Source organism: Vibrio sp. QJM3NY_26 (assembly GCF_057786005.1).
Genome location: NZ_CM173515.1, coordinates 109,883 through 122,510, shown reverse-complemented (window position 1 = coordinate 122,510; position 12,628 = coordinate 109,883). Strand labels below are relative to the sequence as shown.

Below are 12,628 nucleotides of genomic sequence, written 5' to 3'. Positions count from 1 at the left end.
TTAAAATTCAATAAACACTTCATGTTGTTGACCATCTCTCTCGACGATGAGGTTTAGCTCTGTCAGCTCTGAGATAGAACGGAATATGTTGCCCATAGCGGCTGGGTCTGTCAGGTCTTGTCCATTTAACTGAGTGGCAATATCTCCGTTTTGGAGCCCAACAGAGTTAAAAAGTTCTGAATCTTTGCCAGGGCTCACGCGATAACCAATTACTTTATCGTCGCGTTTCACCTGAGACAGTCGAACATATTGGAAGATTTGTTGCGGATCTTTCATTATCTTCGCTTTAATTTCATCTAGCTTCTCTTCTGCAGAAGCTGGGTTGTTGCCACGCACAGAAGAAGAGGTACGAGGTGGCGCAGGCGCTGATACAGACAAACGCTTGTACTCAATACCTTCAAGCATCAGGGTTTCGTCTCGCCCAGAGTTATCGATGATCACACGATCGACCAATACGGCCTTGAGCTTAGCTCTAGTGCCTTCAATCTCTTCGTTAATTCCGTAGGTCGCTTGTGTGCCGCGATTGGCAATCACCGCCAAGCTCAGTTTTGGATTAGAACTGGCTACTGCACCCACTAAAATGAGGTTCAGTCGCGTCTTTGGCGCATCTTGGATAACTTGCTGCTCAACCACAGCAGGCGTGGTTGGGTTATAAGCACCAAACATGTTGCTCTGCTGCAAAGAAGAGATATCAAGAGTCGATTGAGGCGTTGAAGACGATGAAACCGTTGCTGCCCATGGCACGACGGTTTGCTCAGCAGGTTCAATAAACCATGCAAGCTGTCCTAAAATCCATGCGGAAGCTGCGATCAACACACAACAAAGAACAAGGCTCAGTTTCTGCTGGAGTAAAAATCCATTCTCTAAAAATCGGCTCAGCACCGGAGAGTTATCCATGCGAAGTTTGAGCTCTAAAAAGTTCACGTTCCCTAACCCTTTCTATAACGAATAAAGCTGTAACCTACTAAACTATCAGCTTTTTTGTTCATACATTCTGTTCCTGCTTATTGAAAGCATAAGATCCTGAACTATATCATAGCAAATCTATAAATCGGCATTACCTGAGCTATTTTGTAATCTTCCTTGAAAAAAAAGCCAATCGCCTCCACATAAGCTTCTACTAAGTGTGATAAGCGTCATCAAACAACATAAGTTGCATGCTGTGAATAACAGTTAAACCGCATCATTTCTAACTGAAAAGGCACTGTCCTATATGAAAACGACTAATGAAGCTGTCAGACTCGATAAATGGTTGTGGGCAGCACGCTTTTATAAAACTCGTTCAATTGCTCGCAACATGGTCGATGGTGGTAAAGTCCACTATAATGGTCAGCGCAGCAAACCCAGCAAAATCGTAGAACTTGGGGCAGTGATTACCCTGCGCCAAGGGAATGAAGAAAAGACGGTCACCATAGAGAAAATATCCGCACACCGCGGCGGAGCGCCAGTCGCTCAAACCCTCTATGAAGAAACCACCGAAAGCTTGGCAAAAAGAGAAGAGTTTGCACAACAACGCAAGCTAAATGCTCATAGCCCAGCACCAGAACGTCGTCCAGATAAAAAGCAACGTCGTGACATCATCAAGTTCAAGACTCAATAAGCTAGAAGGAATAGCCAAATGGCAGACCCAATGTCTACAAGTAATGTTTTAAATCGCTACCTATTTGAAGACCTATCAGTACGTGGTGAATTGGTACAGATGGACGAAGCGTACCAACAGATTATTTCTAGCAAGGAATACCCAGCGCCAGTACAAAAGCTGTTGGGTGAGCTACTGGTTTCAACGACGCTGCTAACGGCGACCCTAAAGTTTGAAGGCTCTATCACGATGCAACTGCAAGGTGATGGCCCAGTAACTCTAGCTGTTATTAATGGCGATAACGATCAGAAGATTCGTGGTGTTGCGCGCTTTGACGGTGATATTGCTGACGACGCTGGCCTGCACGACCTTATAGGTAAAGGCCACCTAGTGATCACTATCGATCCTAAAAAAGGTGAGCGTTACCAAGGTATCGTTGGTCTTGAAGGCGAAACACTTGCTGACGTTCTTGAAGGTTACTTTGCTAACTCAGAACAGCTTAAGACTCGTCTGTGGCTACGTACGGGTGAATATGAAGGCAAAGCACACGCTGCGGGTATGTTGCTGCAGGTTATGCCAGACGGTACTGGTACGCCAGATGACTTCGAGCACCTAGAGCAGTTAACTGACACGGTTAAAAACGAAGAACTATTCTCTCTAGAAGCGAATGATTTGTTATACCTCCTATATAACCAAGAGAAGGTTCAGGTATTTACCCCTCAACCTGTCGAGTTCTTCTGTGGTTGTTCTCGTGAACGCAGTGGTGCGGCTATCATTACTGTTGCTCAAGAGGAGATCTACGACATCCTGAGTACGGAAGGTAGTGTTGCTCTTCACTGTGATTACTGTGGCACAAACTACTCGTTCGATAAGGGCGACGTTGATGCACTGTACGCAGAAGCAGCAGATAAAGGCGACAATACGGTTCATTAATTTACAGCGTACCAAAAACACGTAATTTACCCCAAAAAGGTCAGCACTAAGCTGGCCTTTTTTGTGATCAAAATAGCGCAAAGCCCGTAACATCTCGTAATAAAATCACCGCTTAATTTTAATCAATTAATAATGTTCTCGCCTCTAGCGCAAAGGTTTGCGTACAGGATAGACTAGTTGGGCCAATATGTGACGAGGCGCTTAAAACCCCATGGTTAATATGGATATTTTTTGAGCTGTATCCCTGTTTCCCCCGAGTCTCGTTGCTAGCATGGTGAGCAGATAACAATAAAAAATTAATACAAAATCCCTACAAAATATCCTACAAGGAGCACCTATGACCGTTATGGAACATACAAAGGCTGCACAAATTGATCTAACTAAGCACGGACTGACTGGCGTTACTGAAGTTCTTCGTAATCCTAGCTACGAGCAGTTATTCGTTGAAGAAACACTGCCAGGTTTGGAAGGCTACGAAAAAGGCGTAGTAACGGAACTAGGCTCTGTTGCGGTTGACACTGGTATCTTTACTGGACGCTCACCAAAAGATAAGTACATTGTTAAAGATGACACTACGCGCGATACCATGTGGTGGTCAGATCAAGGCAAAAATGACAACAAACCGATTACAACTGAAGTTTGGAGTGAGCTGAAAGAGCTTGTGACAACTCAGCTATCTGGCAAGCGCCTGTTTGTCATCGACGGTTATTGTGGTGCTAACCCAGATACGCGTTTAAGTGTGCGTATTATTACTGAAGTAGCGTGGCAAGCGCACTTCGTTAAGAACATGTTCATTCGTCCAACTGACGAAGAGCTAGCAACGTTCGAACCTGATTTCGTGGTAATGAACGGTGCTAAAACAACCAACCCTAACTGGGAAAAGCAGGGTCTAAACTCTGAAAACTTCGTTGCTTTTAACCTAACAGAGCGCGTTCAAATCATCGGTGGTACTTGGTACGGCGGTGAGATGAAGAAAGGCATGTTCGCAATGATGAACTACCTGCTTCCTCTGCAAGGCATTGCTTCAATGCACTGTAGTGCAAACGTTGGCGAGAAAGGCGATGTAGCCATCTTCTTCGGCCTGTCTGGTACAGGTAAAACAACCCTATCAACCGATCCTAAGCGTGAGCTAATCGGTGATGATGAGCACGGTTGGGATGACGATGGTATCTTCAACTTCGAAGGTGGTTGTTACGCGAAGACGATTCGTCTATCTAAAGAAGCAGAACCAGAAATCTACAATGCAATCCGTCGCGATGCACTGCTAGAAAACGTAACGGTTCGTGGTGATGGTTCTATCGATTTCGATGACGGTTCAAAAACAGAGAACACTCGTGTTTCTTACCCGATTCACCACATCGACAACATTGTTAAGCCAGTATCAAAAGCAGGTCACGCTCAAAAAGTTATCTTCCTAACAGCGGATGCGTTTGGTGTGCTACCACCAGTATCTAAGCTGACTCCGGAGCAAACTAAGTACCACTTCCTATCTGGCTTCACAGCTAAGCTAGCAGGTACAGAGCGCGGTATTACTGAACCAACACCAACGTTCTCTGCGGCATTTGGTGCGGCATTCTTAACTCTTCACCCAACTCAGTACGCTGAAGTGCTTGTGAAGCGTATGGAAGCGGCTGGCGCTGAAGCTTACCTAGTGAACACAGGTTGGAATGGCACAGGCAAACGTATCTCAATCCAAGATACTCGTGGCATCATCGACGCTATCCTAGATGGCTCAATCGACCAAGCTGAAACTAAGGTTATCCCTATGTTTAACCTAGAAGTACCGCTAGCGTTGCACGATGTTGACCCAGCGATTCTTGACCCACGTGATACTTACACTGACCCACTACAATGGGAAAGCAAAGCGAAAGATCTAGCAGAGCGCTTCATCAACAACTTTGATAAGTACACAGACAATGCTGAAGGTAAGTCACTGGTTGCGGCAGGTCCTCAACTAGACTAACCCAACATCTGCTCGGGCCAAGCCAAAAGCGAACGCCCAATTTAAAGTGATATTTTTGTAGCAAGCCCCTCTTTTGAGGGGCTTTTTTGTTGCTGCTTGCCCCTTTTTGTTCCACTCTGTTTTGAGACTATTGAAATTTAAGGCTTTCAGGGAATGAAAAAGGTATTCATGGTGATTGGCATTGTGGTGGCCATCATCGTTGCGACTATCGCAGCGTTGTTATTAAGCCTACAAACTCAATACCGATCGGATGTTGCTAACTTTTTTATCAAGCATACGCTTGAACAACCTGTACTCATTGAAGACGTTGAGTATCAGGCGCCTTATCACATTACCTTGATGGGCATTACCCAAAGCCAACCTGATAAACAAAAACCTCTCTATATCGACAAGATCGATCTTTGGTTCAGTCCCAGCTCGATTACAGAAGCTAAGCTGGTCTTGGACTCCGTCTTGATCAGTGGCCTACAGTTGGAGATAAGCGATCTAGAGACATTCACGCCGTTATTCACCCAACCAAACATCAAGCTCCATCAGCTAGCCATCAATAATCTCGATTTTTCGACCCTAGACTTTAATGCGCGAGGCATCGACCTCCAGATCTCCGATCCAACATGGGATGACAACAACGCATTGTTGCCTTATGGCAAAATCCAACTCTCAGCCACGCAGCTGTATTGGCAAGGAGAAGCCTTCGATAACCTGTTGTTTGACCTAGACTTAAAACCTAGCGACAGCACGCTTTATGGCGCTTCATTTGACTGGCGCGGTGCCAAGATTTCAGGACAAGCAGAGCAGTATCAGCAAGATTGGTCGTTGGTGAATGTGACCGTCGATGGCTTACGACTCAATCAGAAACAGACCCAAAGCCTACTAAGCAAAGAGTGGGATGTAGCCGGTATTCAGATCAATCACATCAATAGCTTAGATATTCTGCGCAGCGACGTGGAATGGCAAGATGGTCACCTCGCAGCTTTTGATGCCTCACTGGAAAATATCCAACTGCCTTTTGAACTGTGGAAGCAACAGAAGGCCATTTTCTCTCTGCAAGCAGAGGGAGTGACCATTGATGATGACATGTTCATAGAGCCAAGTATCAAGCTCAATTTAGATCCGAACCAGATTCTGATTGAAGATTTCTATACTCAATTCTTACAAGGCAGTATTCAACTTAATGGCGAAGTAACCCCTAACAGCATTCAATTAGCGCAGCTCGACCTGCAAGGCATAAAGTGGATTACGGAAAGCCAAGATAAAGTTCTACCATCCGCTCGCCTATTGCCTTGGCTGACACAGCTTCAGAAAGCCTCTATTGACCGACTTAATATAGAACGTAGCCAACTTATCCAACTCGCAAACAAACCTTACTGGCAGGTCTCAGGGCTGCATGTAGAAGGACATCAGGTTCAACTGCTGCAACAGAGAAAGTTAGGACTGTGGCAAGGCAAGTTGATGGTTAGCGCCAACGATGCTAGCTATCAAAATATTGTCAGTGTTCAACCCGTAGTTGAAATGAATAGCCAACAAGGAAAATGGACGCTGACACGCCTGTTTATGCCACTAAAGCACGGCTATATTGAAGCCAACGCGACACTCGACTTCAACCAAATCAGTAAGCCATGGAGCTTAGATATCTCTGCCGATGGGTTACCCATAGCACCCATGCTGCAGCAACTCGAATTACCGCTTGATGCAACCGGCTATGGTGAGTTTGAACTTCAAGCCGCAGGCTTGTATGGCGATTCCTTGATGTTCGGTTATTCAACCACAGGGCAACTCACTGGCAGTGTTCGCCAAGGTGTGATGACCTTTAACGATAAGCTTTCTGAAGCCTCGACTGATAACGTGTTTGAAATCCCAGAGCTTAATGCGAATTTTGACCGTGGTCGCTTCACTCTTGAACCAATGCACATTATTGGTGCGTCCGCAGCAGAGCAAGGTACACAAAGAGTTCAAACACTCAACGGTGATGTCTCTGGAGAGCTCGATTTGCTTAAGATCGAGCAACACACTCTCTCTATTTCCTTATCGGATCAATGCCACCAAATATCAGGAAAGCTCACCCAAGCAGAGTATTCCGAGATTAACGACTGCCAACAAAAAAGCGCCACTCCACAGGAGTAGCGCCTTCTATCTGTATCTGTATCTGTATCTGTATCTGTTAGCCAGTGTCAGCTATACGCTTACGTTGGAGTCTGTTGATAATCGCTTTTTGTAGTCAGGGATCAGCATATAGGTTCCCGTAAACTCGACTGCTTCCACATCGCCACTGTTAATGGTCACATGAATGATGATGCGAGCTTTTCTGCCCGACGCGAGGCGATCTAAATCGCCACTGATCCCATCCAATGACGTAGATGCGACTGGGTTTTGCTCGACTGGGTGACGATAACGAATATTACTGTCTGCCAGTACGATATCACCGGTCAGCCCACGTTCTTTCATCAGTAGCCAAGTCATTCCCCAACCCGTTAGAGTCGCCAAGGTAAAAGCTGAGCCAGCAAACATGGTGTTATGAGGGTTAAGGTTGGGATTCAACTGAGCGCTACACTCAAACTGATAACCCGTGTATTGGTTAATCTTGATGCCCATTTTGTCACTGATCGGGATCTGATTTTCCCAACGCTGCTGAAGCTCATTACACCATTCTGGTTTGCGCAGTACATCAGCCATTGGGTCAAGAGGTTTCACCATCTGTTGGTGACGCACAGGGCCGCGTTGATCATTAATTTCACCACGACGTTCAAACTCATTCTTCTCATAGAATGAGATCGCATCTTCGCGTGCATTACACACCAAACGCTTCGCCCCTTCTTGACGTGCCAGTGACTCTAGCGCAACCAAGATAAGTGAGCCCATGCCTTTACTTCGGCGAGAATTCTTCACCGCCATATAGCGGATCTGCCCCTCTAGATCTGGAGTGATGTAAAGGCGGCCAATCGCCATTGGGCGACCACGACCATCGACAATCATACGATGGTGACTCATGGCATCATACTCATCACGCTCGGAACCTACCGGCATACGCCAAGGTTCACGCAGCATCTGCCAACGAAAATGGTAATACTTGTTCAGTTGATTTTCGGTGGTCGGTGTTATCAGTTTAAACATGCATATTCCTTTAAGTTTAAACCTGGAGCCAGAATGTTACTGGACCATCATTAACCAATGACACTTTCATGTCGGCTGCAAATCGGCCACGTTCCGTTGGCAATACTGATTCACATTGGTCAGAGAAATAATCGTAAAGACGCTTTGCATCTTCAGGGTTTGCTCCGCGAGAAAAACCCGCTCGGGTTCCTTTTTTTGTATCGGCTGGCAGTGTAAATTGAGAAACTACCAACACTTTACCTTCAACCTGTTTTACGTTGAGGTTCATTTTTCCGTCTTCATCTTCAAAGACACGATAAGTTGTCACTCGTTCCATCAAACGTTTGGCTTTGACTTCGTCGTCACCTTTTTCCACGCCTAATAGAACCAATAAGCCTTGTTCAATCTCACCAACTACTTCGCCATCAACACGGACGGCAGCTTCACTTACTCTTTGAATCAGGGCTATCACTGTTGTTTCCTTGCTCTGGAATTTCATCGTTATCCAGCGAGTGTACCATTTCTTGCGAGTCACTCCACTGTTCGTGCTCACCAAGCGCGGCTGTCACTTCAGCACCCACTAACACGATTAACCAGCACAAATAAACCCAAACAAAAAGAATCGGAATCGCCGCTAAAGCACCGTAAATCAACTGATAAGACGGAAACTGAGTAATATAAGCTGCAAAACCTTTCTTGCTTAATTCAAACAGAATGGCCGCAACCAAAGAGCCTGCAGCAGCATGAGAAAAGTGTATCTTTTTGTTTGGAACGAGAAGATATAAACCGAAGAACGCAAAGAAAGAGAGAATCAAAGGAAGCTTGCGAATCACGGTATTGAAGGCACTCGAGACGACTTCGTTTTGCAGCAAATTCAATGACGTCACGTAAGAGGTCGCGGCAATGCTGGCGCCCACTAAAATTGGCCCAAGGGTTAGCACCATCCAATACATAGAGAAAGACAACACCGCACGTCGCTTTTCCGTTACGCGCCAGATGTAGTTCAAGTTCTTATCAATATTGGAGATCAGCATCAGAGCTGCAATGAATAAGAACACACTGCCTACAGCGGTCATTTTTCCGGTATTGGCGACAAATTCAAGCAAAGCACCATGCACTGCATCCCCTGACGCAGGAACAAAGTTGGTAATGACAAAGTTTTGAATCACGAGACCGACATCAGCAAAGATTGAGAATGACGATAAAATCGATAGCAGAACCGTCAGCATCGGCACAATGGAAAGCAGAGTAATGTACGCTAAATAGCCCGCGTTCACGTTGACTCTATCGTGCGTCATCCGCGTAAGAAGATAGCGGGAAAACTGGATGCTTCCTGTGGCTGCCTTTTTTATCTTCAACTTGTAACTCCCTTGTAACTCGTTCATAGTCCTAATTAATATTCCGTCACTTAACTATAGGAAACTAGGATGCCTTATTTAATAGTTATAGTCCTCTCTATTTTTTCTCTAACTGGATGCCAGTCCGCTTATTACTCTGCCATGGAGCAAGTGGGTTACCACAAGCGCGACATTATGGTCGACAGAGTAGAAGACGCGAAAGAGTCGCAGCAGGATGCTCAGGAAGAGTTTACCAGCGCACTTGAAGCCTTGAGTAGCCTGACGAACTTCAGTGGCGGCGACCTTGAAGACATGTACAACCAAATCAACGATAAATACCAAGACAGCGAGAAAGCCGCGCAAAATGTCAGTGATCGGATTGCTGCGATTGAAGACGTGTCAGATGCGCTGTTTGCAGAGTGGCAGAGCGAGTTAGACCTCTACACCAGTGCTTCACTGCGCCGTTCGAGTGAACAAAAACTGCGAGAAACCCAATCGTCTTACAAGACCATGCTTTCAGCAATGAAACGCGCTGAGAAGAAAATGGACCCGGTACTCAACACCCTTCGCGACAATACGCTTTATCTAAAGCATAACCTCAATGCGAGTGCTGTCGGTTCGTTGCAGGGCGAATTTATGAGCTTAGAAAAAGACATCGCCTACGCGATAGAACAGATGAATGCTGCAATAGCAGAATCGGATAAGTTCCTAGCTCAACTGAACCAGAAGTAGCGCTACAGATAAAGAACACGATGCAACCTATCATTATTACTGGCGGCCCCGGAGCCGGGAAGACAACACTGATCAATGCCTTGGGTGACATGGGTTACCCAACCTTCGCGGAATCTTCTCGACAGTTAATTGAACAGCAGAGCCAACTTGAGAACGGTATCTTACCTTGGTTAGACCTACCGGGCTTTGCTCGCCTGTGTCTCACTTTCATGAATGAGCAAAAGGAACAGGCCAACCAGCATCCGGTTGCGTTTCTCGATCGCGCCATTCCAGATATCTGCGGTTACTTAACTCAGGCGAACCTTGAGATTGACAAAATCTACCGAGAAGCTAGCCAAGGCTATCACTCACAAGCCTTGTTCTGTCGCCCTGAGGCATCTATTTACGTACAAGATGATGTGAGGCCTTATCCGCTTGAAGAGGCGTTAGAGGTTCACCACGCGTTGGTCAGAGTCTATCAAGAGCTTGGGTATGAGGTGGTCGAGGTGCCATTTATGTCAGTCGAAGAACGGGTTCTATTTGTTACAAGCCATCTAGGTATCAAAAGCTAGATCCCCAACTCGGTCGCCCCTCCCTCTTGAGGATGACGAAGACTTGAACGCTCTTCGTATCTCGCATCTCGTTTACCCGTATCTACTTCAATATCACATAAAACAAAAGCCCCGAGTAGCTAGGCTACTCGGGGCTTTCTTACTTATTCTAAAACGTATTGCTTGATAGCTAGAAGCTAGTCAGCTGGCAATTAAGCCTTAGCTGGACGTGCAGCACGCTTACGGTCGTTTTCAGTAAGAAGTTTCTTACGGATACGTACGTTTAGTGGCGTTACTTCTACTAGTTCATCTTCATCGATAAACTCAAGAGCTTGCTCTAGAGTGTGCTTAATCGGTGGAGAAAGAACTTGTGCTTCATCAGTACCAGATGCACGAACGTTCGTTAGTTGCTTACCTTTCAGACAGTTTACTGTCAGGTCGTTTGAACGGTTGTGAATACCGATTACTTGACCTTCATAAACTTCATCAGCGTGCTCTGTGAATAGACGACCACGAGCTTGAAGGAAGAACAATGCGTAAGTCAGTGCTTTACCCGTTGCGTTAGAAATTAGAACACCGTTGTTACGCTGACCAATGATACCGCCTTTGTAAGGACCGTAGTGATCGAACGAGTGGTAGATAAGACCAGAACCAGACGTCATTGTAAGGAATTCAGTTTGGAAACCGATAAGACCACGAGAAGGCATCATGAAGTCCATGCGAACACGGCCTTTACCATCTGGTGCCATATCTGTTAGCTCACCCTTACGTAGACCGATGCTTTCCATGATCGCACCTTGGTGCTCTTCAACTACATCGATAGTAACCGTTTCGAACGGTTCCATTTTCTGACCATCTTCTTCTTTGATGATTACTTCTGGACGAGATACTGCTAGCTCGAAACCTTCACGACGCATGTTTTCGATCAGGATAGAAAGGTGAAGCTCACCACGGCCTGATACGCGGAAACGGTCTGGACTTTCAGTTTCTTCAACACGTAGTGCAACGTTATGAACCAATTCTTTTTCAAGACGCTCAAGGATGTTACGTGAAGTTACAAACTTACCTTCTTTACCCGCGAACGGAGAAGTGTTTACTTGGAAAGTCATTGTTACTGTTGGTTCATCAACAGACAGTGGTTCCATTGCTTCAACATTGTTTACGTCACAGATAGTGTCTGAAATTTTCAGTTCACCAAGACCTGTGATTGCAATGATGTCGCCAGCATTAGCTTGTTCTACTTCGTGACGCTCAAGACCTAGGTAACCAAGTACAGTACCTACTTTACCGTTACGTTTTTTGCCTTCAGCATTCACGATAGTTACTTGTTGGTTTGGCTTAACAGAACCACGAGTAACACGAGCAACACCGATAACACCTACGTAAGAGCTGTAATCAAGTTGCGAAATTTGCATTTGTAGTGGACCTTCAAGGTCAACTGCAGGTGCTTCTACTGTATCAACAACAGCTTGGAACAATGGTTCCATGTCTGTGCCAACTTCGCCTTCTTCCATTGTTGCCCAACCGTTTAGAGCTGAAGCGTAAACAACAGTAAAGTCTAGTTGCTCATCAGTCGCGCCTAGGTTGTCGAACAAGTCAAATACTTGGTCCATAACCCAATCAGGACGAGCTCCAGGACGGTCAATCTTGTTGATAACAACGATTGGCTTAAGGCCGTGTGCGAAAGCTTTTTGCGTTACGAAACGAGTTTGAGGCATTGGGCCATCAACTGCATCAACGATCAGAAGAACTGAATCAACCATAGACATGATACGTTCAACTTCACCACCGAAGTCCGCGTGTCCAGGGGTATCTACGATGTTGATACGGTAATCATTCCAGTCAATTGCTGTGTTCTTAGCAAGGATTGTAATGCCACGCTCTTTTTCGATGTCATTCGAATCCATGACACGCTCTTCAGCTTCACCACGAGACTCAAGAGTGCCTGACTGTTGTAGTAGTTTATCAACCAAAGTCGTTTTACCGTGGTCAACGTGCGCGATGATCGCGATATTTCTTAACTTATCAATCTGTGGAGTAGACATGGATTCTCGATTCACTCATAAAAGGTAGCCGTCAATTATCTCAAAAGTTTGGATAATAACCGCTAGCTTGATTTAAAAAACGGTCAATAATATACCAGATTTTAGACAAAAACCCAGAAATATGTGATCTCAACCAAGGCTTTTTTCTTTATTAGCGATTCATATCCGCTTAACTTTGATTCAATACAGTATCTAACAGTCTAATTCGTAGGATTCTAAAAAAGCATCCGCCGCAAGATGGACAGCCAAATCTCCGGAAAAATAACAAAAGTGGATTGACAACTTAGGCAATTCATTGCTGAATGGTGCTCGCTTATGTTTCATATTGGTGCACAGATAAGCAATTGCACCAACAAGGTGCATCAGAAGATCATTTTGGTGCAAAAACCAGAATTAATGAAACAAGAAAACAAGTAAAT

11 protein-coding genes are annotated in these 12,628 nt (G+C 45.4%); 6 read left to right on the top strand and 5 right to left on the bottom strand.

The genetic code is table 11. The annotated features are described in order from the left end of the window. Complete coding sequence (gspC, locus tag AC3CH4_RS00530; protein WP_488543606.1) at positions 1 to 897, bottom strand: type II secretion system protein GspC; 897 nt, start codon at positions 895 to 897, stop codon at positions 1 to 3. Between the two features lie 316 nt (positions 898 to 1,213). Between gspC and hslR the strand changes: the two genes are divergently transcribed. The 4 genes from hslR to AC3CH4_RS00510 all read left to right on the top strand — a co-directional run bounded on the left by hslR (position 1,214) and on the right by AC3CH4_RS00510 (position 6,599). Further along, positions 1,214 to 1,600 carry a ribosome-associated heat shock protein Hsp15 gene (gene hslR / locus AC3CH4_RS00525; RefSeq protein WP_004735595.1) on the top strand — a complete coding sequence of 129 codons (387 nt, stop codon included), beginning with the start codon at positions 1,214 to 1,216 and terminating at the stop codon, positions 1,598 to 1,600. Between the two features lie 18 nt (positions 1,601 to 1,618). Next, the gene (hslO, locus tag AC3CH4_RS00520; protein WP_488543132.1) at positions 1,619 to 2,512 is read left to right on the top strand and encodes an Hsp33 family molecular chaperone HslO; all 894 of its coding nucleotides are present in this window, start codon (positions 1,619 to 1,621) and stop codon (positions 2,510 to 2,512) included. A 337-nt stretch (positions 2,513 to 2,849) separates the two neighbouring features. After that, a complete protein-coding gene (gene pckA / locus AC3CH4_RS00515; RefSeq protein WP_017091441.1) occupies positions 2,850 to 4,475 on the top strand; it encodes a phosphoenolpyruvate carboxykinase (ATP) in 1,626 nt (541 codons plus the stop codon). Positions 4,476 to 4,628: 153 nt separating this feature from the next. Then, positions 4,629 to 6,599, top strand: a complete 1,971-nt coding sequence (locus AC3CH4_RS00510; RefSeq protein ID WP_488543131.1) for an AsmA family protein — start codon at positions 4,629 to 4,631, stop codon at positions 6,597 to 6,599. Positions 6,600 to 6,650: 51 nt separating this feature from the next. Here the strand turns inward: AC3CH4_RS00510 and AC3CH4_RS00505 are convergent, their stop codons facing one another. Genes AC3CH4_RS00505 through AC3CH4_RS00495 form a run of 3 tightly spaced genes read right to left on the bottom strand, consistent with a single transcriptional unit; the run spans position 6,651 to position 8,950 of the window. Next, positions 6,651 to 7,586, bottom strand: a complete 936-nt coding sequence (locus AC3CH4_RS00505) for a bifunctional GNAT family N-acetyltransferase/hotdog fold thioesterase (protein WP_488543130.1) — start codon at positions 7,584 to 7,586, stop codon at positions 6,651 to 6,653. 16 nt (positions 7,587 to 7,602) lie between these two features. Next, positions 7,603 to 8,037 carry a D-aminoacyl-tRNA deacylase gene (dtd, locus tag AC3CH4_RS00500; protein WP_017076169.1) on the bottom strand — a complete coding sequence of 145 codons (435 nt, stop codon included), beginning with the start codon at positions 8,035 to 8,037 and terminating at the stop codon, positions 7,603 to 7,605. Further along, on the bottom strand, positions 8,009 to 8,950 hold the full coding sequence (locus AC3CH4_RS00495) for a virulence factor BrkB family protein (RefSeq protein ID WP_017076170.1): 942 nt from the start codon (positions 8,948 to 8,950) through the stop codon (positions 8,009 to 8,011). Before AC3CH4_RS00495 ends, dtd begins: the two co-directional genes overlap by 29 nt. A 42-nt stretch (positions 8,951 to 8,992) precedes the next feature. Between AC3CH4_RS00495 and AC3CH4_RS00490 the strand changes: the two genes are divergently transcribed. After that, entirely contained in the window at positions 8,993 to 9,634 is a 642-nt protein-coding gene (locus tag AC3CH4_RS00490) for a DUF2959 domain-containing protein (protein ID WP_017093967.1), read from the top strand. Positions 9,635 to 9,654: 20 nt separating this feature from the next. Beyond that, a complete protein-coding gene (locus tag AC3CH4_RS00485; protein WP_488543129.1) occupies positions 9,655 to 10,185 on the top strand; it encodes an AAA family ATPase in 531 nt (176 codons plus the stop codon). 191 nt (positions 10,186 to 10,376) lie between these two features. Here the strand turns inward: AC3CH4_RS00485 and typA are convergent, their stop codons facing one another. Next, positions 10,377 to 12,209, bottom strand: a complete 1,833-nt coding sequence (gene typA / locus AC3CH4_RS00480) for a translational GTPase TypA (RefSeq protein ID WP_004735586.1) — start codon at positions 12,207 to 12,209, stop codon at positions 10,377 to 10,379. Positions 12,210 to 12,628: the final 419 nt, after the last annotated feature.

Excerpts from the sequence above, each read along its gene's own strand:
- gspC (WP_488543606.1), bottom strand. The coding sequence starts at position 897 with ATGGATAACTCTCCGGTGCTGAGCCGATTTTTAGAGAATGGATTTTTA.
- hslR (WP_004735595.1), top strand. The coding sequence starts at position 1,214 with ATGAAAACGACTAATGAAGCTGTCAGACTCGATAAATGGTTGTGGGCA.
- hslO (WP_488543132.1), top strand. The coding sequence starts at position 1,619 with ATGGCAGACCCAATGTCTACAAGTAATGTTTTAAATCGCTACCTATTT.
- pckA (WP_017091441.1), top strand. The coding sequence starts at position 2,850 with ATGACCGTTATGGAACATACAAAGGCTGCACAAATTGATCTAACTAAG.
- AC3CH4_RS00510 (WP_488543131.1), top strand. The coding sequence starts at position 4,629 with ATGAAAAAGGTATTCATGGTGATTGGCATTGTGGTGGCCATCATCGTT.
- AC3CH4_RS00505 (WP_488543130.1), bottom strand. The coding sequence starts at position 7,586 with ATGTTTAAACTGATAACACCGACCACCGAAAATCAACTGAACAAGTAT.
- AC3CH4_RS00495 (WP_017076170.1), bottom strand. The coding sequence starts at position 8,950 with ATGAACGAGTTACAAGGGAGTTACAAGTTGAAGATAAAAAAGGCAGCC.
- AC3CH4_RS00490 (WP_017093967.1), top strand. The coding sequence starts at position 8,993 with ATGCCTTATTTAATAGTTATAGTCCTCTCTATTTTTTCTCTAACTGGA.
- AC3CH4_RS00485 (WP_488543129.1), top strand. The coding sequence starts at position 9,655 with ATGCAACCTATCATTATTACTGGCGGCCCCGGAGCCGGGAAGACAACA.
- typA (WP_004735586.1), bottom strand. The coding sequence starts at position 12,209 with ATGTCTACTCCACAGATTGATAAGTTAAGAAATATCGCGATCATCGCG.